A 22,546-nucleotide genomic window follows, 5' to 3' on the forward strand; every position below is an offset into this window, starting at 1 on the left:
ATTAGTGAGCCTCCCCCGTCCCACAGAGTGCCGCGACGATTTTGTCCATCGCCGCGCTGCGGGAGCCTTTGATCAGAATTGTGGTATTGGTGTCCTGCTCGCTTGCCAGCGCCTGAATCAGGCTGGCCTGGTCTGCGAAATGGCGACCGTTTGCGCCGAAGGCAGCTACTGCGTGCGCCATCAGCGGGCCAACGGCATAAAGCGCGCTGACCTTGCCACGGGCGTATTCGCCCACCTCGCGGTGGCCCTGCTCCGCCCACTCGCCCAGCTCGCCCATATCCCCGAGCACCAGGACGGTGTGCCCAGAAAAGCCGGCGAGTATATCAACGGCGGCGAGCATCGACGCGGGGTTGGCGTTGTAACTGTCGTCGATTACCCGCATGCCGCTGGGTGCCAATTGCGCTACGGCGCGGCCTTTGACCGGTTGAAGCGCTTCCAGCCCCGTCTTTATACCGACAAGCGGTACGCCTAGGGCATGTGCAGCAGCTGCTGCTGCCAAGGCATTGGCGACATTGTGTGCTCCCAGCAGGTTGAGCTGGATGCGTGCCTCACCGGCCAGACCAACAAGGGTGAACGCCATGCAGCCACGTGCGTCGCGATCGAGGTTCTCGGCTCGCACATCCGCCACCGGCTCATTCAGGCCGAAGCTGATGACTTTCCGGCCTGCGGCACGCTCGTGCCAAACCGGGTACGCAGAGTCGTCGCGGTTCAGAATCGCAACGCCATCGCTAGCGAGTCCCTCCAGGATCTCACCCTTGGCTTCGACAATTTTGTCCGGCCCGCCGAACTCACCCACATGAGCGGTGCCCGCGTTATTGATGATCGCAACTTGAGGGCGCGTCATTCCGACTGTGTAGGCGATCTCCCCTACCCGCGAAGCGCCCAGCTCGATCACTGCACTGTCGTGCTCGAACGACAGTTCCAGCAGGGTCAGCGGAACCCCCAGGTCATTGTTCAGGTTGCCACGGGTAGCGAGGACTGAACCCTGCGTACGCAGGATGCTGGCCAGCATTTCCTTGACCGTGGTCTTGCCGCTGGAACCGGTCACTGCCGCTACACGGCCAGTGAATCCTTGGCGATTGAACGCCCCTAGTTGACCAAGCCCTTCTCGGGTATCGGCCACAACCAGTTGCGGGATCGGTGCATGCTCGACCTCGCGCTGCACCAGCGCAGCGACCGCCCCCTTGGCAGTCACCTCGGCCAGGTAGTCATGACCATCGAAACGAGGGCCGACCAAGGCAACGAACAATTGCCCCGGCTCAATCTTTCGGCTGTCGCTGGAGACGCCGGTGAAGGCGACATCTGCTCCGACCAACTCAGCATTCAGTGGCACCAGCAGCTCGGAAAGGCGAAGCGGCTTAAGCATGAGGCACCTCCCAGGCGTCGAGCGCCTTGGCAGCTTCGTCCAGGTCGGAGAACGGCTGACGCACACCGGCGATCTCCTGATAATCCTCATGCCCCTTGCCGGCCAACAGCACGACATCATCGGCGCCGGCCCGGCCAATCAACTGCGCAATGGCCTGACCGCGGCCGTGCACGAACTCGACCTGCTGGACATTGGCAAACCCTGGACGGATATCGGCAAAAATATGCGCGGGGTCTTCACTGCGCGGATTGTCATCGGTCACCAGCACCCGGTCGGCAAAACGCTCGGCAGCTTCGGCCATCAGCGGGCGCTTGCCGCGATCCCGATCCCCGCCACAACCAAACAGACAGAGCAGTTGCCCACGGACATGCGGACGCAGTGCCTGCAATACCTTTTCCAAGGCATCGGGAGTGTGGGCATAGTCGACCACGACCAGCGGCTTGGCGTCGCCACCCAGACGCTGCATGCGCCCGACAGGGCCATGGAGGGATGGCAGGAGGTGCAGCACTTCGTCCAGTGGATAATCCAGCGCCAGCAGCACACCGACCACAGCCAGCAGGTTGCTCAGGTTGAAACGTCCAAGCAGCGGGCTGCGCAGCAGACCCTCGCCTTGCGGCGTGACCAGTTGTGCCCGCACGCCGTTGTCATCGAAATGCGCTTCGCGGCAATAAAGGAAGGCTGCGGAATCTTCAAGGCTGTAGCTGACCAGTCGCGACTCATGCTGCTCGCAGGCCAGCTGGCGACCGAAATCGTCATCCAGATTGACCACGCGCACACGCAGATCGGGCCAGGCGAACAGGCGGGCCTTAGCCGCCGCGTAGGCCTCCATCGAGCCGTGGTAGTCCAGGTGATCGCGCGACAGGTTGGTAAAGACCGCCACGTCGAAATCCAGGGCTGCAACGCGTCCCTGTTCGAGGCCATGGGAAGAAACTTCCATAGCCACGGCACGCGCGCCGGCCTGTTTCAGCCCGGCCAGAGTCGCCTGCACGGCCAGAGGGTCTGGAGTGGTATGCCTACCGCTTTCCAGCGCGCCATAGAAACCGGTGCCCAAGGTGCCGACAATTCCACAGCGCTCACCCAACTGGTCAAGGGCCTGCGCCAGCAGTTGGCTGACACTTGTCTTGCCGTTGGTACCGGTGACGCCGACCAGTCGAAGGGCACGACTGGGTTCACCGTAGAACCGCCCGGCGATGGACGACAATTGACCAGCGAGCCCCTTGACCGGGATCAGCTCAGCACCAGCAGCTTCGATCGCGGCAGCACCCTCACTTTCATAGGCAACGGCAGTGGCCCCACGAGCAACGGCGTCCGCGATATGCGTGCGACCATCCTGCTGGGCTCCAGGCACAGCAAGGAACAAGTCGCCCGGGCGCACGCGGCGGCTGTCCAGGGTCAGTTCACGAATAAGCGCAGCGCTCTGCGCCTGGGGCAGTAATTGATTCAATGGCATGGGCATCAGATGCGCCCTCCTTTGCCGGTAACCGCGGTGGCGGTTTGTTGTTCCTCGGTGGGCAGGTTATCTGGCGCCACATTCATCAGTCGCAGGGCCCCAGCCATGACCTTACCGAACACTGGGGCCGAAACGAGGCCGCCAAAGTAGCCCGCCTTGCTCGGCTCATCGATCACGACCACCATGGCGATACGCGGATTGCTGGAAGGCGCAAAGCCCGCAAACAGCGAGCGATAGGCATTCTGTGTGTAACCCTTGCTACCTACGCTTGCCTTACGCGCGGTACCACTCTTGCCGGACACGTGGTATCCGGGGACCTGAGCACGGAATACGCCGCCTGGGGCTTCAACCACCTGCTGGAGCATGCCTTGCAGGGTCTTGGCCACTGACTCATCGATGACCTGCACACCGTCCGGCAGGCTGTCGGCCCGGGTAAGGGAAAGGGGTACGCTGCGACCGTTGTTGGCGAGTACCGAGTAGGCATGGGCGAGCTGGATTGCAGTCACCGAAAGGCCGTAGCCATAAGCCAGGGTCGCAGTCTCCGCCTTAGGCCACTTGCGGTGGTTTGGCAGATTGCCGACTCGCTCGCCAGGAAAGCCCAGCCCGGTGTCTTGCCCCAGACCGACTTGCTGCATGACCCGATAGATAGACTCAGCACCGATATCGAAGGCGACCTTGCTGACACCGACGTTGCTCGACTTGATCAGAATTCCCGTCAGGTCCAACACACCCTCACTGCGCGAGACGTCACGAATGGTGTAGCGGCCGATCTGCAGGGTACCCGGGTAGACATCGACCTTGTCTTCCGGCTTCCAACGTCCGCTTTCCAGGGCAGCACTGATTGAAAACGGCTTGACCGTGGAGCCAGGCTCGAACACATCGATCATGGCCCGGTTACGCATCGCAGCAGGCTGCAGATTGCGCCGATTGTTCGGGTTGTACGTGGGCTGGTTGGCCATTGCCAGGATTTCGCCCGTTTTTACATCTGCGATCACCAGGCTGCCGGCTTTGGCACCATTCTCCACCAGCGCATTGCGCAACTCGCGGTGGGCCAAGTACTGCAGGCGCAGGTCGATGGACAGTGCCAGCGTCTTGCCAGGTTTGGCATTTCGAGCGACCTGGACATCCTTGATCAGGCGTCCGCGGCGATCCTTGAGGACCTGGCGCTTGCCCGGCACACCGGCAAGCCACTCGTCAAAAGACAGCTCGACACCTTCGCGCCCCCGGTCATCGACATCGGTGAAGCCGACGACATGAGCAGTGACCTCCCCGGCTGGGTAAAAGCGGCGGAACTCCTCGATGCTGTAGACGCCAGGCAACTTCTGCGAAAGGATGGCCTGCCCCTGCTCGGGCGTCAGGCCCCGGACCAGGTACATGAACTCACGATTGGCGTTCTGCTCGATGCGCTGGGCAAATATCTTGGGGTCCTGCCCCAGCGCCTTGGCAATCACTGGCCAATGATCACGCAGGCCCATCAGGTCCTTGGGGTTCGTCCAGAGCGTCGTAACGGGCGTACTTACCGCCAGCGGTTCGCCATTGCGATCGGTAATCAGGCCGCGGTGCGCCGGGATCGGAATATGCCGCACACTGCGAGCATCACCCTGCCCCTGCAGGAAGGCACGATCGATCACATGCAGATCGACGATGCGCCAGGAGATGGCACCGACCATCAAGGCGAGCAGGCCCAACACTACCCGGAAGCGCCAAGGATAAAGTGCGCCTTCGAGCTTCATCATGGCGCCACCATCCGAATTTCCGCTGGTTCGGGAATGCGCATGTTCAGCTGCTCGCTCGCCAGCGACTCGATCCGGTTGTGCGCTGTCCAGGTACTTTGCTCGAGCACCAGACGCCCCCACTCAGCCTGCGCCTTGTCGCGCACGCTCAACTCGGCATACAGCTGATTGAGCAGCTGACGATTCCAATGAGCGCTGTAGGAAACTGCTACAGAGGAAACCAGAACCCCCAAGAACAGCAGAAGCATCAGGAGGCTTCCACCAGGTAGAGGCTTGGCGTAGAGACGGCTCACTTCAGCTTCTCCGCCACGCGCATGACGGCGCTACGCGAGCGTGGGTTGGCCTTGAGTTCTTCTTCCGAGGCGTACTGAGGTTTGCCAAGCAGCTTCAGGCGCGGCTCGAAGGCGGCCAGACGAATCGGCAGGTCGCGCGGCAATTTGTCCGCCTCCCCCTTGGCGTGCTTGCGCATGAACTGTTTGACGATCCGGTCCTCCAGCGAGTGGAAGCTGATCACCACCAGACGGCCACCCACGGCCAGCGCCTCGAGCGCCGACTCAAGCCCGCTCTCCAGATCCCCCAATTCGTTATTGACGTGGATACGGATGCCCTGAAAAGCACGAGTGGCCGGATTCTTGCCCTTCTCCCAGGCCGGGTTGGCGGCACTGAGCACTGCAGCCAGATCGGCGGTACGCTCGAAGGGTTTCTCCTGGCGCCGCTGCACAACCGCACGCGCCATACGCCTGGCAAACCGCTCCTCGCCGTAATCCTTGAGTACCCGGGCGATTTCTTCTTCAGTGGCGCTGGCAATCCACTGCGCAGCACTGACGCCGCGATCTGGGTTCATCCGCATGTCGAGCGGACCATCGTTCAGGAAGCTGAAGCCGCGCTCCGGATCATCCAACTGAGGGGAAGAGACGCCGAGATCCAGGAGTACGCCGTCCACTTTCCCCTGCAAGCCGCGTGCGCCGACCTCATCCCCCAGCTCAGCAAAGCTGCGCTGCACAATGACAAAGCGGCCGTCATCGGCCGCCAGCGCTTGACCCGCTGCGATGGCTTGCGGGTCTTTATCGAAGCCCAGCAAGCGCCCGTCGGGGCCGAGCTTTTCAAGAATCAGCCGACTATGCCCGCCACGCCCAAACGTGCCGTCCAGATAACAGCCATCCGCACGCAGGGCGAGAGCCTCTACTGCTTCATCGAGCAGTACGGTGATATGGCGGAAGCTGCTGATCGTACTCACAGGATTAAGTCACGTAGTTCGCCCGGCAGACCGCCAGGCTGTTTAATTGCCATGAGGTCCGCCTCGGAAATCGCATTCCAGGCATCCTCATCCCAAAGTTGAAATTTGTTCAGTTGACCGACCAGCATCGCCCGCTTATCCAGCCGAGCGTACTCTCGCAGCCGCGGCGGAACCAGAAAGCGGCCGGCACTATCAAGCTCCAGGTCCACGGCATTGCCGATCAGCAGGCGTTGCAGGCGGCGAGTTTCCTCGCGCAGAGAGGGCAGCTCCCGAAGCTTCGCTTCGATGAGCTCCCATTCAGGCAGGGGGTAAACAGTCAAGCAGGGGTCTACAGCGTCGATGGTCACGATGAGCTGCCCAGCACAACGCGACACGAGCTCATCGCGATACCGACTTGGCATCGCAAGGCGCCCCTTTGCGTCGAGACTGATGGCGTTGGCTCCGCGAAACACGGCTGCGCTCCCCCTTTGAGTGGCTTTCCCTGCCTATAACTCCCACTTTTACCCACTTCACACCACTTCTGCACACTATAGGAATGCGCCCACCCCACAGTCAAGGCGGGCAAAAGGGGAAAACTCCTTACAGGACGGCAATTTAGCGAGCAAAGAAGGGGATTGGGGAGGGATTATCGGAAGCGAATCAAAGGTAAAGTTCAGCCAGCTCAAGAAGCTGAATTTCAAACTTAAAGTAGTTTGTTAAGAGTAAGATCTTTTCGGTATTTCAACGACATGAAACGGAGCGAGGCAGATTTAAAGCGGGAGGAAGAGAGGAGAGTCGATCTGTAAGCCGGGTTCTGTCGTGGACAGTCATTCATCTACGGCTGCCATCACTGACAGCCTTTAGCAACCTACCCGAATCCGACGCGGGCCGCGCCAAGGATTCCTATTTGGTCTTGCTCCGAGTGGGGTTTACCTAGCCACGAACTGTTACCAGACGTGCGGTGCGCTCTTACCGCACCTTTTCACCCTTACCGGCGCTTACGCGCTTAGGCGGTTATTTTCTGTGGCACTTTCCGTAGGCTTGCGCCTCCCAGGCGTTACCTGGCACTCCGCCCTATGGAGCCCGGACTTTCCTCCCTCTCAAAATCGTTAAACGAAATGAGACAGCGACTGTCCGATCGACTCTCCGCTGCCAAGGTTAACGGCAGGCAGCACGAAGAACAAGCTCACGGATCGGATTGTCGCTCCAACGCGGCCTGGTAGAGCAGGTTCTTGCGAACCCCGGTGATTTCAGCTGCAAGCGCGGCCGCCCGCTTCACTGGCATTTCACCCAACAGCAGATCGAGCACACGAAGCGCTTCAGCACTCAGGGCACCTTCGCCTTCGGGGGCCTGCCACCCCCCCACCAGAACGACGCACTCACCGCGCTGTTGATTAGAATCCGCAGCCACCCATTCGCACAACTGATCCAGCGAAGCACCCTTGATGGTCTCGAATGTCTTGGTCAACTCCCTGGCCAGTACCGCAGGCCGCGCATCACCAAACACTGCACGCATTTCCTCGAGCGACTCAAGCAGGCGATGCGGTGCCTCATAGAAGATCAGGGTACGAGGCTCTTCCTTGATCTGCTCTAGCCGCCCTCGACGGGCTGCGGCCTTGGCGGGGAGGAAGCCCTCGAAAATGAAGCGATCCGACGGCAACCCGGCCACTGACAGTGCGGCGACAACCGCGCAAGCGCCGGGAACCGGGACAACCGGAATCCCCGCCGCCCGAGCCTGGCGCACCAGATGAAACCCCGGATCGGAAATCAACGGTGTTCCGGCGTCGGAGATCAATGCAACATCCTCCCCTGCCTGCAGCCGGGCAAGAAAACGTCCACCTTGATCGCGCTCGTTGTGCTCGTGGCAGGCCGCCAGCGGTGTCTCGATCCCGAAATGCTGAAGCAAGCGAATCGAGTGCCGAGTGTCTTCAGCCGCTATCAATGCAACCTCGCGCAGGACTCGCAGTGCCCTGGCACTGATATCGTCCAGATTACCAATCGGCGTTGCGACCACGTAGAGGGTGCCTGGCGCACTACCAAGAGCAGAGGAAAGAGTCACGAGACACCTCAGAAAATACTGAAAGCGCGCATTGTAGCCCGATTCACAGCAGCAACATCGCGCCCCATCAAGGGCTTGGGTACAATCCGCAACTTCTTTCAACGAGTATCGGGACCGATAAATGATCGCCTGCCTGCGTCCGCTCTCCGCCCTCTGTCTCGCCGGCTTGCTTGCTGCATGCGCCAGCTCGCCTTCGTCCAGCCTCGGCGAACTGCCTCGCACGCCGCAGGCCAGCGTCGAACAGCTACTGCAGCAAGCAAGCGAGAGCAAACCTGAACAGGCCGCTCTGCTGCGCCTTTCCGCTGCCGACCTCGCCCTTCAACAACAAGACATCGGTCGCTCAGCACGAATCCTGGAGCAGGTGCCGATGGAAGGCCTCAAGCCCGCCCAGCAGATTTTTGCCAGCACCCTGACCGCAGAACTGGCAATGGCCCGCAACCAGCCCAAGAGCGCGCTCAAAGCCCTGTCACATCCAAGCCTCGAACGCCTCGCCGAACTTCCCGCCGAGCAGCAGGCACGCACTCAACTGGTGCGCGCTCGAGCACTTGAAGCTGACGGCCAGACACTGCCTGCGGCCCGCGAGCGAGTATTCATCGCCCCGCTACTGAGCGGCGAGGCCGCCACTTCCAACCACGAAGCAATCTGGGCCCTGGTCTCGAGCCTACCCGTCGACCAACTGCAGGCCAGCGACCAGACCGACCTGGCAGGATGGCTGGAACTTGCGCGCCTGACCAAAACCTCAGCAACACTCGTGGAACAACAGGCAGCCATTGATAAATGGCGCGAGCAGAATCCTGATCACCCTGCCGCCAAGCAACTGCCCCAGCCCTTGGGCAAGCTGAAGGAAATCGCGGGACAACCATTGACCAAGATCGCCCTCCTGCTACCACAGGAAGGTCAGTTAGCATCCGTGGGACGCGCGCTGCGCGATGGCTTCATTGCCGCGCACTACCAAGCACAGCAAGGTAACCAACCACAGCCGAGCATCAAGCTGTATGACAGCTCCAAGATGACCTCGCTGGATGAGTTCTATCGCCAGGCACAGGCCGACGGCATCCAATTGGTGGTTGGCCCGCTCGAGAAGCCCCTGGTCAAACAACTCAATGCCCGCGAGCAACTCCCCATTACGACCTTGGCCCTGAATTACAGCGATGCAGGCCAGGAAGGCCCCGCGCAGCTATTCCAATTTGGCCTTGCCGCTGAAGACGAGGCCCGTGAAGCAGCCCGACGCGCCTGGGCAGACGGCATGCGCAGCGCCGTAGCCCTGGTGCCCCGCGGCGAATGGGGTGACCGCGTCCTCAAGGCCTTCCAGCAGAGCTGGCAAGCTGAAGGCGGTCGCCTAATTGCAGCCGAACATGTTGACCAGCCTGTTGCGCTGGCGCAGCAGATCGCTGACCTGTTCCAACTCCGCCAAAGCGAAGCACGCGCGAAGCGCCTGCAGAGCACCCTCGGCACGCCGGTCGCAGCACATCCGACCCGTCGCCAGGATGTCGATTTCATTTTCCTCGCGGCGACGCCCCAGCAAGCCCAACAGATCAAGCCGACACTGGCCTTCCAATACGCGGGCGACGTTCCTGTCTATGCGACCTCGCATCTTTATGCTGCCGGCAGTGACCAGTCCCAGTACCTTGACCTGAATGGCATTCGCTTCTGCGAAACGCCGTGGCTGCTGAACGGCAGCGACCCGCTACGCCAGCAAGTGGGAACCCAGTGGCCGCAAGCCGCCGGCAGCCTAGGCCGCCTCTACGCCATGGGTGCCGACGCATACCGGCTTGCGCCACGCTTGACGCAACTCAAGGCTCTTCCGGAGAGCAAGATCGACGGCCTCTCTGGCACCTTGAGCCTGAACCCGGCGCAACGAATTGAACGGCAACTCCCCTGGGCCGAATTCCGCGACGGCCAGGTACAACGCCTGGAAGACAGCGACTCTTGACTGAGAAACGCGCACGCGGGCAAGCGGCTGAATCGCTTGCCCGCCGCCACCTTGAAGCAAATGGACTGCGTCTGCTGTCCCAAAACTGGCTGTGCCGTCGCGGAGAGCTCGATCTGGTCATGCTCGACGGCGATACAGTAGTATTCGCTGAAGTCCGCTACCGGCGACATGCTGGCTGGGGCGGCGCCCTCGAGAGCGTCGACGCCCGCAAGCGCGAAAAACTGGCATACGCCGCTCAGCAGTTCCTCCAGCAGGAACCCCGCTGGGCAAGATACCCTTGTCGATTTGATGTGGTCGCCATCGACTCAATGGACGGCGACACACCCCCGCGACTGACCTGGCTGAAAAACGCCTTCGACACCTGATCGGTCGCCCCACTGAAGGTCTTACCCGATGGACATGCAACCCCGTATCCGCCAACTCTTCCAGGCCAGCATTGACACAAAGCTGCAAGCCATGGAACTGCTGGCCCCGCATATCGAGCATGGCAGCATGGTGATGGTCAATGCGCTGCTCAACGAAGGCAAGATCCTGTCTTGCGGCAACGGTGGCTCAGCAGGCGACGCTCAGCACTTCTCTTCGGAGCTGCTCAACCGCTTCGAGCGCGAGCGGCCGAGCCTACCGGCACTGGCTCTGACCACCGATAGCTCGACCATCACCTCGATTGCCAACGACTACAGCTACAACGAAATCTTCTCGAAGCAGATTCGCGCCCTGGGTCAGCCCGGAGACGTCCTGCTGGCAATCTCCACCAGCGGCAACTCCGCCAACATCATCCAGGCCATCCAGGCTGCCCATGACCGGGAGATGGTAGTGGTCGCCCTGACCGGCCGCGACGGTGGAGGCATGGCTTCCCTGTTGCTGCCAGAAGATGTCGAGATCCGCGTGCCGTCAAAGGTCACCGCACGAATCCAGGAGGTTCACCTGCTGAGCATCCATTGCCTCTGCGACCTGATCGATCGTCAACTGTTTGGGAGTGAAGAATGATCCGTTCCCCCCTGATTCTCGCCGGCCTAGCCCTCTGCCTCGCGCTTTCCGGTTGCGGAGGACGCACCATTGGCAAGACCATAGATGACCAGTCCACCCCCTCCAAGGTAAGGGCCAAGATCGACGCAGCCAGCCCGGACCTCAAGACCAATTCGCATGTCGTGATCGCCAGCTACAACGGCGTTGTCCTGCTGGCCGGCCAAACACCGCGCGCCGACCTCAAGAACCTGGCGGAGCAGGCTGCCCGTAGCGCTCAAGGCGTACGCCGAGTACACAACGAACTCCAGGTGCTGCCACCCTCCTCATCACTTGCGCGCCTGAACGACAGTACCATCACCACCAAGATCACCACCCAATTGCTGGCGGACAGCAACGTTCCCAGCTCGCAGATCAAAGTGATCACCGAGAATGGCATCGTTTATTTGCTGGGCCTGGTAACCCGTCAGGAAGCCGCTTTGGCGACCAGCATCGTCCAGAACGTTTCGGGCGTGCAGAAGATCGTTCGGCTCTTCGAATACACCAACTGATTGCTGGATCTAACAAAAAAGGCGATCCCAAGGATCGCCTTTTTTGTTTACTTGACCACCTTCAGGCTGGGTCGGCCAGTGGGACGGGATGGCTCACCACCACTCGGCTCACCGCCGGACGGGCCGCCATCCTCAGGGTCCGGATCATCATCAGGAATTGGCGGCTCGAGATCGAAGACCATGCCCTGACCGTTCTCCCTGGCGTAAATTGCCATCACAGCCGCCGAAGGAATATACAGATTGTGGGCAATGCCCCCGAAACGACCTTCGAAGCTCACCGCCTCGTTATCCATGTGCAAATGACGAACTGCAGTTGGGGAAACGTTGAGCACAATCTGGCCATCGCTGGCATAGCCTGACGGAACCCGAACATCGGCATGCTCGGTGTTGACCAGGAGGTGCGGGGTGCAGTTGTTGTCCACGATCCACTCGTAAAGTGCACGAACCAAGTAGGGACGACTGGAGTTCATCGGACTCTCCTCAGCGCATTTCGCGCTCTACAGCAGACAGGCTGGTCTGAAAACTGTCTCGGGCGAACTGGCGCTCCATGTAGTCCAGCAACGGCTTGGCTGGGCGCGGCAGCTCGATACCCAGCACAGGCAAACGCCAAAGTATCGGCAGAAGACAGCAATCCACCAGACTGAAATCTTCACTCAAGAAGAAAGGCTTGTCCGCAAACAAGGGCGATACGCCCGTCAGACTCTCTCGCAATTCCTTGCGGGCAAGCGCCTTTTCCGCATCCTTGGTGCGCGGATCGAGGATCCGGTCCACCAGCGAGCACCAGTCACGCTGTACGCGATGAATCAGCAGACGACTGTTCGCTCGAGCCACCGGATAGACGGGCAGCAGCGGCGGATGAGGATAACGCTCATCCAGGTACTCCATGATGACCGTGGACTCATAGAGCGCCAGATCACGATCAACCAAGGTCGGCACACTACCGTAAGGGTTGACCTCGGCGAGCTTCGGCGGGCAACGACCCTGTTCAACGTTGATGATCTCGGCGCTCACACCCTTCTCTGCGAGCACGATACGTACACGATGGGAATAGTGGTCGGCAGGGTCGGAGTAACAGGCCAGCCTGTTGATTGCGGCCATGGCACCCTCCTCACTTGGGGATATTCAGGGGGCAGAAAGACGCGCGCGCCCACTAAGGGGCGCGCGCTTAAACAACGCTGCAGCAACTGATCAGTGAACGTCCTTCCAGTACTCACGCTTGAGCAGGTAGGCGAACACGAAGAAGAAGGCCAGGAAGAGCAGTACATAGGTACCAACGCGCTGACTTTCCAACTTGACCGGGTTGGCCGAGTAAGCGAGGAAGGTCACCAGGTTCTGGATCTTCTCGTCGAACTCAGCCTCAGTCAGCTTGCCGGTTTTCGGCAGGACAGTCAGCTGATCGCATGCTTCGTGAGTGATCGGAGCACCGGTCAGCGGATCGAACTGCTTCTTGCCACCATCAACCACCTGAACCTGCTTGCAACCTACAACCTGACGCCCCTGCAGGCCGACCAGCACGTTGGGCATGCCCACGTTCGGGAAGACCTTGTTGTTCACACCCCAGGGACGGGTCGGATCTTCATAGAAAGCACGCAGGTAGCTGTAGAGCCAGTCGGTGCCACGCACACGAGCCACCAGGGTCAGATCGGGCGGAGCAGCGCCGAACCAGGCCTTGGCGTCATTGGGTTGCATGCCGACCTTCATGTGATCGCCAATCTTGGCACCGGTCAAAACCAGGTTCTCCAACATCAGCTCTTCGGAGATACCCAGGTCCTTGCCCACCCGCTCATAACGCTGGAACTTGGCGCTATGGCAGCCCATGCAATAGTTCGCGAAGGTACGCGCTCCGTCCTGCATGGCAGCCTTGTCGGTCAGGTCGATGTCGACCTTGTCCAGATGCACTTCTCCACCGCCGGAGGCAAAGGAAAGAACCGGCAGAGCGGCAATCACAAATGCAGCAAATAGCTTTTTCATCAGCCCGTCACCCTTTCCGGAACCGGTTTGGTTTTTTCCATCCTGGTGTAGAACGGCATCAGGATGAAGTACGCGAAGTACAGGATGGTGCACACCTGCGACAGCAACGTACGGCCCGGGGTCGGCGCCAGAACACCCAGCACGCCAAGGATGACGAAGGAGATGCAGAATACCACCAGCCAGATACGGCTCAGCCAGCCCTTGTAGCGCATGGACTTGACCGGACTGCGGTCCAGCCACGGCAGTACGAACAGAATGGCGATGGCGGCGCCCATGGCGATAACGCCCATCAGCTTGTCCGGAACAGCACGAAGGATTGCGTAGAAGGGAGTGAAGTACCACACCGGCGCAATGTGTTCAGGCGTCTTGAAGGGGTTGGCCTGTTCAAAGTTCGGCTTCTCGAGGAAGTAACCGCCCATTTCCGGGAAGAAGAACACCACAAAGCAGAACACGAAGAGGAATACTACGACGCCGACGATATCCTTGACGGTGTAGTACGGATGGAACGCGATGCCATCCAGCGGGATGCCGTTCTCGTCCTTCTTCTTCTTGATGTCCACGCCGTCAGGGTTGTTGGAACCCACTTCGTGCAGGGCAAGAATGTGCAGAACAACCAGGCCGAGCAAGACGATTGGCAGCGCAATTACGTGCAGAGCGAAGAAGCGGTTCAGGGTAATACCAGAGATCAGGTAGTCACCACGGATCCACTGGGTCAGGTCTTCACCTACTACCGGAATCGCACCAAACAGCGAGATGATCACCTGCGCACCCCAGTAGGACATCTGGCCCCACGGCAGCAGGTAACCCATGAAGGCTTCAGCCATTAGTGCAAGGTAGATCAGCATGCCGAAGATCCACACCAGTTCACGAGGCTTCTGGTAGGAGCCGTAGAGCAGGCCGCGGAACATGTGCAGGTAGACCACGATGAAGAATGCCGATGCACCGGTGGAGTGCAGGTAGCGAATGATCCAGCCGTACTCCACGTCGCGCATGATGTATTCGACGGAGGCAAAAGCCTCCTCAGCGGACGGAGTGAAGCTCATGGTCAACCAGATACCGGTCAGGATCTGATTGACCAGCACCAGCAGTGCGAGAGAGCCGAAAAAGTAGAAGAAGTTGAAGTTCTTCGGAGCGTAATACTTGCTCAGATGGTCTTCCCACATCTTGGTCGCGGGGAAGCGCGCATCGACCCATTCCATGAATTTGCTCATTACGCCTTCTCCTGGTCCACACCGACGACGATGACGTCATCCGACTCGTACGAGTAAGGCGGCACCGGCAGGTTCATCGGGGCTGGCTGCGCCTTGTAGACGCGACCGGCGAGATCGTAGCGAGAGCCGTGGCAAGGGCAGAAATAACCCCCCACCCACTCAGCACCCAGATCAGCCGGCGCAACTTCCGGACGGAACGACGGCGAGCAACCCAGGTGAGTGCAAATACCAACCAACACCAGGACCTCTGGCTTGATCGAGCGAGTTACTGGATCCACGTACGCCGGTTGCACCGAAGCCTTGGACTCCGGGTCCGCCATGCTGTCATGGATCTTGCCGAGATTCGCCAGGATTTCCTCGGTACGACGCATGATAAATACCGGTTGACCACGCCATTCAGCAACGATCTGCTGGCCAGCTTCGATCTTGCCAATACTCACCTTGACCGGTGCACCGGCGGCCTTGGCCTTGGCACTGGGCAGCCATGACCCCACGAACGGGACCGCAGCCCCCACCGCTCCCGCCGCACCAACCACGGATGTGGCCGCTACGAGGAAGCGACGCCGGCCTGCATTCACGCCGTCATTGCTCATTCAGTCGTCTCCCATCAGCTTTATTGGCCTGTTTTCCAGGCCTCTACTAAGTAAAAATCGAGCCGCGCAAAAAATTCGCCAAATGGTAAAGAAAACCCCCCCTGCTGACAAGGTAATAGCCGGATACAAATATGGCGAAACCCTTGATTGGCGGGGCATTTGGACATGCGACATGCTGTCGCAGCTAATAATTATCCGCGCATAAAAAAACGCCCAGCTGATAACAGGCTGGGCGTTTTCTTGTAAGCGCAAATTAACGCTTGGAGTACTGCGGACGCTTACGCGCTTTACGCAGACCGACTTTCTTACGTTCAACTTCACGAGCATCGCGAGTTACGTAGCCGGCCTTACGCAGCGGGCTGCGCAGGGTCTCGTCGTACTCGATCAGAGCGCGGGTGATACCGTGACGGATAGCACCAGCTTGACCACTTACACCACCACCGACAACGGTGACGTAGATGTCAAACTTCTCGACGGTCTCAGTCAGCTCAAGAGGCTGACGCACGACCATGCGAGCGGTCTCGCGGCCGAAGAACTGATCCAGGCTGCGGTTGTTGATGGAAATCTTGCCAGTACCCGGACGCAGGAAGACGCGAGCGGTAGCAGTCTTACGACGGCCAGTGCCGTAGTTTTGAGTCGCCGACATAATCAACTTATCCCGTTAAATCTTCAGTTCTTGGGGCTGCTGAGCGGTGTGCGGGTGAACAGCACCCTTGTACACCTTCAGCTTGCGATACATGTCGCGGCCCAGCGGATTCTTCGGCAGCATGCCTTTGACCGCGGTCTCGATCACGCGCTCAGGGGCCTTGGCAATCAGCTTCTCGAAGTTGATTTCCTTGATACCACCCGGGAAGCCGGAGTGCGAGTAGTACATCTTGTCGGTAGTCTTGGCACCGGTCACACGCACTTGCTCAGCGTTGATGACGACGATGTAGTCGCCAGTATCAACATGCGGAGTGTATTCCGGCTTGTGCTTGCCACGCAGACGGCTGGCAATTTCAGTGGCCAGACGACCCAGGGTCTGACCTGCAGCGTCGACGACATACCAGTCGCGCTTAACAGTTTCCGGTTTTGCAGTAAAAGTCTTCATTCGCTATAGCCTCAGGGGCCGCCCTGAAAATAAGACGGCGGATCTTACTGAATAGTGCTCGCCTTGACAAGGTCAAGACAGCCGGAAACAGACGCTATCGGGGGCTCGGGTCAGCGCGTCCGCTACGGCAGGGGTTTCGGTGGGCTAGGCATCCCCACCTTCTTCCTTCGCGAGCTAGGCATCCCCGCAAAGAAAGCCGCCGAATTATGCCGATTGCAGGAAAAATATCAACCTGATTTGATGCGTCCTTCAACGATGCAAGGAGGTACTTATGGAATTTCGCCAACTCGGACGCACCGAACTGAAGGTCAGCAGCCTTTGCCTGGGCACCATGACCTGGGGGGAGCAGAACAGCGAAGCAGAAGCCTTTGCGCAGATTGCACGCGCCAAGTCTTACGGCATCAACTTCATGGATACCGCCGAAATGTACCCCGTGCCGCCACGCAGCGAAACCTATGGCGCCACCGAGACGATCATTGGCAACTGGTTCGCCAGACACCGAGACCGGGCCGACTGGGTTCTCGCCAGCAAGGTTGCCGGCCCCGGCAATGGTATAAGCCATATTCGCAACGGTGCCCTGAAGCACAACCGGCAGCACATCGTCGCAGCGCTGGATGCTAGCCTGAAGCGCCTCCAAACCGACTGGATCGATCTGTATCAACTGCACTGGCCAGAACGCAGCACCAACTTCTTCGGCCAACTCGGTTACCAGCATCAGGAGCAGGAATTCACCCCGCTGCAGGAAACGCTCGAAGTTCTGGCCGAACAGATCAAAGCAGGAAAGATCCGCCACATCGGTCTATCCAACGAGACGCCCTGGGGCGCGATGAAATTCCTCCAACTGGCCGAACAGCTAGACCTACCCAAAGCGGTATCGATTCAGAATCCATACAACTTGCTCAACCGCACCTTCGAAATTGGCCTGGCCGAGGTCGCGATCCGCGAGCGATGCGGCCTGCTCGCTTACTCGCCGATGGCATTCGGCATGCTCTCCGGAAAGTACGAAAACGGCGCCCGCCCGGCGAATGCACGGATCACCCTATTCAGCCGTTTCACCCGCTACACCAATCCGCAAGCGCAGTCGGCCTGCTCTCGCTATGTCCAATTGGCCCACGAACACGGGCTCGACCCGGCGCAGATGGCCCTGGCGTTCGTCTCCACCCAGCCTTTCGTGACCAGCAACATCATCGGCGCCACCTCCCTCGAACAACTGGAAGACAACCTCCGAAGCAGCGAGCTGAAGCTTTCGGACGCCGTGCTAGAAGGTATCTCAGCCATTCACAAGGCGCAGCCGAACCCCGCCCCCTGAATGAAAAGACCCGGCGATTGCCGGGCCTTTTTGGGCTCACCCCGCCTAGAGCGAACGAGCGATGATTTCCTTCATGATTTCGTTGGTACCGGCGTAAATACGCTGCACTCGCGCATCAGCCCAGGCACGGGCCACTGGGTATTCCCACATGTACCCATAACCACCGTGAAGCTGCACGCACTCGTCGAGCACCTTGCACTGCAGGTCAGTCCCCCAGTACTTGAGCATCGCCGCAGTCGGCACATCCAGCTTGCCCTGCAAATGCAGCTCCAGGCAACGATCAACGAAGACCCGACCGACCTGGATTTCGGTCGCCATTTCCGCCAGCTTGAAGCGGGTGTTCTGGAACTCGGCGACAGCCTTGCCAAATGCCTTGCGCTCCCGCGTGTAATCCAGCGTCCACTGAAGCGCCGCCTCAGCCGAGGCCAAAGCCCCGACGCCCACAGTCAGGCGCTCCTGAGGCAGCTCCTGCATCAGATAAGCGAAGCCCATGCCAGCCTGGCCCAGCAGGTTCTCCTTAGGCACACGTACATCCTGGAAGAACAGTTCAGAGGTGTCCTGGGCTTTCATGCCCACCTTTTCCAGGCGCTTGCCCTTGGCAAAACCTGGCATCCCAGCGTCCACCAGGAACAGGCTGGTGCCCTTGGCCCCTGCCTTGGGGTCTGTCTTGGCGACCACGATCACCAGGTCAGCCAGGAATCCGTTGGTGATGAAGGTCTTGGAACCGTTGATGACGTATTCGTCGCCATCCAGCACCGCCGTGGTTTTCACACCCTGGAGATCCGATCCGGCCCCTGGTTCGGTCATCGCAATGGCGGTGACCAGCTCGCCACTCACAAGCTTGGGCAGGTACTTCTGCTTCTGCGCCTCAGAACCGTAATGAAGGATGTAAGGCGCGACGATATCGGAGTGCAACGAGAAGCCAATGCCGGTCAGGCCGAGCCGGCCGATCTCCTCGATCACCACGGTGCTGTAGAGAAAGTCTGCGCCCATTCCGCCATAGGCTTCGGGGATGTGCGAGCAGAGCATGCCTGCTTCACCAGCCTTGTTCCACAGTTGGCGATCGATATGGCCGTCCTTCTCCCACTGGTGGTGGTAGGGAACTGCTTCCTGCTCGAGAAATTTGCGCACGCTATCGCGGAAGAGTTCATGGTCGGAGCTGAACAGGGTTCTCGGAATCATAGCGCCACCTTCGATGGACAGGAGTTGAGTGAGTGGGAAGGCCAAGACTCTAGGCCAGTCATCTCTCACTCACACTGGACACTTAGGACAAAAAATAAGACGATCCAGCCGCAAAATGACCGTTTTCCCCTAACAAGAATAATCCCATGACCAATCAGCAGCCCCCCACCCTCAGGCGGGTGAGCATCCTCGCCCTCGACGGCGTATTTGCCTCTACCCTGATGCAAGCCAAGGATTTCTTCCATATGGCTAGCCTGCGCTTCGGCAAGCTGCAAGGCCAAGGCCTGACGCCCGCGTTCGAGACCCGCCTGGTCAGTCCCGATGGCCAACCCGTACAAAGTTTCAGCGACGTACGACTACCGGTCGATGGCGACCTGGACCAGGCCGACATCATCATTCTTCCCGCCTTTTGGGGCGACTTCGACGCTCTAAATGCCCGCTACCCGCAGGTCAGCGAGTGGCTGCGCCAGCGCCATGCCGCAGGCACCGCCATTTGCGGCGAGGCCACCGGGGTTTTCTGGATGGCCCAGGCTGGCCTGCTCGACGGCAAGGAAGCGACTACCTACTGGCGCTTCTTTCGCGAGTTCGCGGAACGCTTCCCCAATGTGCTCCTTAACCAGGAGAAGCACCTTTCCGATGCTGATAACCTTTACTGCGCGGGCGGGGTTACCTCGGCCTGCGACCTCTACATCTACCTGATCGAACGCTTCTGCGGCGCCAACGTCGCCCAAGCCGTCGCGCGGGACATTCTCTATGAGGTTCAGCGCAACTACATTCCCGGACGCATCGGTTTCGGAGGCCAGAAGCTACACCACGACATGACCATCCTGCAGATCCAGCAGTGGCTGGAAGAGCATTTCGCCGACAAGTTCCGCTTCGAGGATGTGGCAAGGGAGCATGGCATGAGCATCCGCAACTTCATGCGGCGCTTCCAGGCTGCGACAGGCGACAAGCCGCTGCATTACCTGCAAAGGTTACGCATCGAAACAGCGAAGGGGCTGCTCTCGGCAACGCGAAAGAGCATCAAGACCATCAGTTACGAAGTGGGCTACGACGACGCCAGCTTCTTCGCACGACTGTTTCGCCAGCACACTCAGCTATCGCCAAACCAGTATCGTCGCCAGTTCCAGCACAAAAGGGATTGATACCGCTATCCCAACGGAGTACGCCCGGACGGGCCACCCCGGCCCCACGCCAGCCCGGCGCGAGGGACCAACAAGGAAAGGTCCATCACCATGCGCGCTATCTCATTGCCCTGCTGACCGTCTGCAGCCTGACCGCTGCGGCGGACGACACCTGGAAACCCTGTCCCTTCGATCAGAGCACCCAAATGAAAAAGACCGCCCAAGGGCAGTCTTTTTCGCATGCACATCTCAGGGCCTGTGCGGTCTGGAGAGGAACTCGTGGGACTGCATTTCCAGCAGGCGACTCAACGTCCGCTGGAACTCGAAGTTCAACCGACCACCGCTGTAGAGATCCTTCAACTCCACTTCGGCGGAAATGATCAGCTTCACGTTGCGGTCGTAAAACTCATCCACCAGGTTGATGAAACGACGCGCCATGTCATCCTTGGCAACGCCCATCTGCTCGACGTTGGCGAGGATCACCGCATGGAATATCTTGCCCAGTTCGATGTAGTCGTTCTGGCTGCGCGGGCCGTCGCAGAGTTCGCGGAATTCGAACCAGGCCACGTCCTCACAAACGCGCACAGCACGAATCTCGCGATTCTCGATCATCAGGGCTTCGTTTTCCTGAGCCATGGTGCAATCCGGCAGCAGGCTCTTGAAGCTCTTGCTCAGGCTGGCTTCGGCCTCAGTGTCCAGCGGCCAATGGAACAACTCTGCCTGTTCCAGGGCGCGCAGGCGATAGTCCACGCCGCTGTCGACGTTGACGATCTCGGTGTGCTCCTTGAGCAAGGCAATGGCCGGCAGGAAGCGCGCACGCTGCAAGCCATCCTTGTAGAGACCGTCCGGGACGATGTTTGAGGTCGCCACCAGGCTGACGCCGTTCTTGAACAACTCCTCCAGTAGCGTCGCCAGAATCATGGCGTCGGTGATATCGGAGACGAAGAATTCGTCGAAGCAGATGACCCGGGCCTCATCGGCAAAGCGCTTGCCAATGATGGTCAGCGGGTTCTTCTCGCCCTTGAGGGTTTTCATCTCCTCGTGGACGCGCTTCATGAACCGGTGGAAGTGCGTGCGCATCTTCTGCTTGAAGGGCAGCGCATCGAAGAAGGTGTCCACCAGGTAAGTCTTGCCACGGCCAACGCCGCCCCAGAAGTACAGGCCCTTGACTGGCCCCTGGCGCTTCTTGCCGAACAGGCTGCCGAGCAGGCCGGGCTTGTTGCGGTCATCGGAGATCAGGTCGTCGTACAGGCGCTGCAAATGGCGGACGGCAGTTTCCTGCGCGGCATCGTGAAAAAAGTCCGGCCGCTTGAGATCGGCCTGGTAGCGCTCGAGGGGAGTCATGATCGGTAGCAAGGCAACGAAAAACGGGGCCGTCACTTTAGCGACGCCCCCTCGGATTGGCAATCGGCCAGCGTCGCCGGCCGTACGAAAGACAGTTATTCCTGGGGTGCAAGGACCATGTGCAGGCGCTGGATGGCTGCATCGCGCTCCGCCGGGTCGGCGAAGGATGGGCTCAGCGCCACCTGCTCGCCGTCCAGCCACAGGCCGAAAGCATCGCCCTCGACACGCAGATCCAGCTCGGAATCCGCTTGCAGGCGCTTGCTGACCTGGCCGGCCGCCTTGCCATCGGCAAATCCCTTGGACAGCAGCAGCTGCTCGCCATCCGCATCCAGCAGACGGAAGCGGAAGCTGCCATCGTCCTCGCGGAAGCTGACGAAACGCGCGCTCTTGACCGCCTTTTTCTTACCAGTCTCAGCGCTCTGCACGCTGGAGCGGAACGAGCGCAACCCAACGGCCTCACGCAGTTCGCCAAGGAAGGGCGTGGCGATCTTGCGGGCCTTGGCTGCGCCGGCGAGCAGGATGTCTTCCAGGTCTGCAGGACGCTCGATCAGCGCGCGATAGCGCTCGCGCGCTTCGCCCAACTCATTGTCGAGCAGTTGGAACAAGCGCTGCTTGGCTTCGCCCCAAGCCAGGCCGCCCAGCAACTCGGCTCGGAACTCCGCGAGCTGCGCAGGGGTTGCGAAGGCCTGGTACAGGGTGAACAAGTGCGAGTTGTCCGGATCCTTGGGCTCGCCGGGCGCGCGCGAGTCGGTGACGATGCGGGCGATGGAATCCTTCAACTGCTTGGCATTGCCAAACAGCGGGATGGTGTTGTCGTAGCTCTTGGACATCTTGCGACCGTCCAGACCCGGCAAGGTCGCCACTTCTTCTTCGATCACCGCCTCGGGCAGAGTGAAGAACTCACGCCCAGCCCCGAACAGGTGGTTGAAGCGCTGACCGATATCGCGGGCCATTTCCACGTGCTGGATCTGGTCACGCCCTACCGGCACCTTGTGCGCATTGAACATCAGGATGTCTGCCGCCATCAGCACCGGGTAGCTGTAGAGGCCCATGGTGACGCCTGCATCCGGGTCTTCGCCATTCTCCAGGTTCTTGTCCACCGACGCCTTGTAGGCGTGCGCCCGGTTCAGCAGCCCCTTGGCGCTGACGCAGGTGAGCAGCCAGGTCAGTTCGGGGATCTCCGGGATGTCGGACTGACGGTAGAAGGTCGCCTTGTCGGTATCCAGCCCGCAGGCCAACCACGTGGCGGCGATCTCCAGGCGCGAACGCTGGATGCGCAACGGGTCGTCGCACTTGATCAGCGCATGGTAATCAGCGAGGAAATAGAAGGAATCGACGTCGTTGGAACGACTGGCAACGATGGCCGGACGGATCGCGCCCGCATAGTTGCCGAGGTGTGGCGTACCGGTGGTGGTGATGCCAGTGAGGATACGAGTAGTCATGGTGTTCGC

General features: G+C 59.9%; 23 protein-coding genes and 1 other RNA gene. 6 read left to right on the plus strand and 18 right to left on the minus strand.

Translation table 11 applies throughout. The features are described 5' to 3' along the window. Position 1: 1 nt before the first annotated feature. The 8 genes from J7302_RS08635 to rsmI all read right to left on the minus strand — a co-directional run bounded on the left by J7302_RS08635 (position 2) and on the right by rsmI (position 7,824). Positions 2-1,366 (minus strand): UDP-N-acetylmuramoyl-tripeptide--D-alanyl-D-alanine ligase, encoded by a 1,365-nt coding sequence (locus tag J7302_RS08635; RefSeq protein WP_215372847.1) that lies wholly within the window; start codon positions 1,364-1,366, stop codon positions 2-4. Then, positions 1,359-2,822: a UDP-N-acetylmuramoyl-L-alanyl-D-glutamate--2,6-diaminopimelate ligase gene (murE, locus tag J7302_RS08640; protein WP_215372848.1), complete on the minus strand. Its 1,464-nt coding sequence runs from the start codon at positions 2,820-2,822 to the stop codon at positions 1,359-1,361. Before murE ends, J7302_RS08635 begins: the two co-directional genes overlap by 8 nt. After that, a complete protein-coding gene (locus J7302_RS08645; protein WP_375740081.1) occupies positions 2,822-4,552 on the minus strand; it encodes a peptidoglycan D,D-transpeptidase FtsI family protein in 1,731 nt (576 codons plus the stop codon). The genes murE and J7302_RS08645 overlap by 1 nt, the downstream gene beginning before the upstream one ends. Beyond that, the gene (gene ftsL / locus J7302_RS08650; protein WP_215372849.1) at positions 4,549-4,842 is read right to left on the minus strand and encodes a cell division protein FtsL; all 294 of its coding nucleotides are present in this window, start codon (positions 4,840-4,842) and stop codon (positions 4,549-4,551) included. The genes J7302_RS08645 and ftsL overlap by 4 nt, the downstream gene beginning before the upstream one ends. Continuing rightward, entirely contained in the window at positions 4,839-5,786 is a 948-nt protein-coding gene (rsmH, locus tag J7302_RS08655) for a 16S rRNA (cytosine(1402)-N(4))-methyltransferase RsmH (RefSeq protein ID WP_215372850.1), read from the minus strand. Before rsmH ends, ftsL begins: the two co-directional genes overlap by 4 nt. Next, positions 5,783-6,238, minus strand: a complete 456-nt coding sequence (gene mraZ / locus J7302_RS08660; RefSeq protein WP_215372851.1) for a division/cell wall cluster transcriptional repressor MraZ — start codon at positions 6,236-6,238, stop codon at positions 5,783-5,785. Before mraZ ends, rsmH begins: the two co-directional genes overlap by 4 nt. A gap of 314 nt (positions 6,239-6,552) precedes the next feature. Continuing rightward, positions 6,553-6,911, minus strand: an RNA gene (rnpB, locus tag J7302_RS08665) — RNase P RNA component class A. A gap of 40 nt (positions 6,912-6,951) precedes the next feature. After that, positions 6,952-7,824 (minus strand): 16S rRNA (cytidine(1402)-2'-O)-methyltransferase, encoded by an 873-nt coding sequence (gene rsmI, locus J7302_RS08670; RefSeq protein WP_215373013.1) that lies wholly within the window; start codon positions 7,822-7,824, stop codon positions 6,952-6,954. 121 nt (positions 7,825-7,945) lie between these two features. Here rsmI and J7302_RS08675 point away from each other — a divergent pair, with 121 nt between their 5' ends. Genes J7302_RS08675 through J7302_RS08690 form a run of 4 tightly spaced genes read left to right on the plus strand, consistent with a single transcriptional unit; the run spans position 7,946 to position 11,271 of the window. Further along, positions 7,946-9,757 carry a penicillin-binding protein activator gene (locus tag J7302_RS08675; RefSeq protein WP_215372852.1) on the plus strand — a complete coding sequence of 604 codons (1,812 nt, stop codon included), beginning with the start codon at positions 7,946-7,948 and terminating at the stop codon, positions 9,755-9,757. After that, entirely contained in the window at positions 9,754-10,122 is a 369-nt protein-coding gene (locus J7302_RS08680; RefSeq protein WP_215372853.1) for a YraN family protein, read from the plus strand. The genes J7302_RS08675 and J7302_RS08680 overlap by 4 nt, the downstream gene beginning before the upstream one ends. A 28-nt stretch (positions 10,123-10,150) precedes the next feature. Beyond that, positions 10,151-10,744: a phosphoheptose isomerase gene (locus tag J7302_RS08685; protein WP_215372854.1), complete on the plus strand. Its 594-nt coding sequence runs from the start codon at positions 10,151-10,153 to the stop codon at positions 10,742-10,744. Continuing rightward, positions 10,741-11,271, plus strand: a complete 531-nt coding sequence (locus J7302_RS08690) for a BON domain-containing protein (RefSeq protein WP_215372855.1) — start codon at positions 10,741-10,743, stop codon at positions 11,269-11,271. Before J7302_RS08685 ends, J7302_RS08690 begins: the two co-directional genes overlap by 4 nt. 47 nt (positions 11,272-11,318) lie before the next feature. Here the strand turns inward: J7302_RS08690 and J7302_RS08695 are convergent, their stop codons facing one another. From J7302_RS08695 to rplM, 7 genes are all read right to left on the minus strand, one after another. Next, positions 11,319-11,741, minus strand: a complete 423-nt coding sequence (locus J7302_RS08695; protein WP_215372856.1) for a ClpXP protease specificity-enhancing factor — start codon at positions 11,739-11,741, stop codon at positions 11,319-11,321. Positions 11,742-11,751: 10 nt separating this feature from the next. Then, positions 11,752-12,369 (minus strand): glutathione S-transferase N-terminal domain-containing protein, encoded by a 618-nt coding sequence (locus J7302_RS08700; protein ID WP_215372857.1) that lies wholly within the window; start codon positions 12,367-12,369, stop codon positions 11,752-11,754. 90 nt (positions 12,370-12,459) lie between these two features. Then, a complete protein-coding gene (locus tag J7302_RS08705) occupies positions 12,460-13,242 on the minus strand; it encodes a cytochrome c1 (protein ID WP_215372858.1) in 783 nt (260 codons plus the stop codon). Next, entirely contained in the window at positions 13,242-14,453 is a 1,212-nt protein-coding gene (locus J7302_RS08710; RefSeq protein ID WP_215372859.1) for a cytochrome b, read from the minus strand. Before J7302_RS08710 ends, J7302_RS08705 begins: the two co-directional genes overlap by 1 nt. Beyond that, complete coding sequence (gene petA, locus J7302_RS08715) at positions 14,453-15,046, minus strand: ubiquinol-cytochrome c reductase iron-sulfur subunit (RefSeq protein WP_215372860.1); 594 nt, start codon at positions 15,044-15,046, stop codon at positions 14,453-14,455. The genes J7302_RS08710 and petA overlap by 1 nt, the downstream gene beginning before the upstream one ends. A 253-nt stretch (positions 15,047-15,299) precedes the next feature. Further along, on the minus strand, positions 15,300-15,692 hold the full coding sequence (rpsI, locus tag J7302_RS08720) for a 30S ribosomal protein S9 (RefSeq protein ID WP_215372861.1): 393 nt from the start codon (positions 15,690-15,692) through the stop codon (positions 15,300-15,302). A gap of 15 nt (positions 15,693-15,707) precedes the next feature. Further along, complete coding sequence (rplM, locus tag J7302_RS08725; protein ID WP_016490991.1) at positions 15,708-16,136, minus strand: 50S ribosomal protein L13; 429 nt, start codon at positions 16,134-16,136, stop codon at positions 15,708-15,710. 271 nt (positions 16,137-16,407) lie between these two features. Between rplM and J7302_RS08730 the strand changes: the two genes are divergently transcribed. Next, positions 16,408-17,445 carry an NADP(H)-dependent aldo-keto reductase gene (locus tag J7302_RS08730; protein ID WP_215372862.1) on the plus strand — a complete coding sequence of 346 codons (1,038 nt, stop codon included), beginning with the start codon at positions 16,408-16,410 and terminating at the stop codon, positions 17,443-17,445. A 45-nt stretch (positions 17,446-17,490) separates the two neighbouring features. Here J7302_RS08730 and J7302_RS08735 read toward each other — a convergent pair whose 3' ends face one another. Beyond that, complete coding sequence (locus J7302_RS08735; RefSeq protein ID WP_215372863.1) at positions 17,491-18,627, minus strand: acyl-CoA dehydrogenase family protein; 1,137 nt, start codon at positions 18,625-18,627, stop codon at positions 17,491-17,493. A 146-nt stretch (positions 18,628-18,773) separates the two neighbouring features. On the opposite strand from J7302_RS08735, the gene J7302_RS08740 reads away from it, so the two are divergent. Further along, entirely contained in the window at positions 18,774-19,772 is a 999-nt protein-coding gene (locus J7302_RS08740; RefSeq protein ID WP_394359080.1) for a GlxA family transcriptional regulator, read from the plus strand. Between the two features lie 228 nt (positions 19,773-20,000). Here J7302_RS08740 and zapE read toward each other — a convergent pair whose 3' ends face one another. Continuing rightward, entirely contained in the window at positions 20,001-21,095 is a 1,095-nt protein-coding gene (gene zapE / locus J7302_RS08745; RefSeq protein ID WP_215373017.1) for a cell division protein ZapE, read from the minus strand. Between the two features lie 95 nt (positions 21,096-21,190). Continuing rightward, entirely contained in the window at positions 21,191-22,537 is a 1,347-nt protein-coding gene (locus J7302_RS08750) for a tryptophan--tRNA ligase (protein ID WP_215372864.1), read from the minus strand. Between the last annotated feature and the right edge of the window lie 9 nt (positions 22,538-22,546).

The sequence above is a fragment of the Metapseudomonas boanensis genome, from assembly GCF_018704125.1.
Lineage (GTDB): Bacteria > Pseudomonadota > Gammaproteobacteria > Pseudomonadales > Pseudomonadaceae > Metapseudomonas > Metapseudomonas boanensis.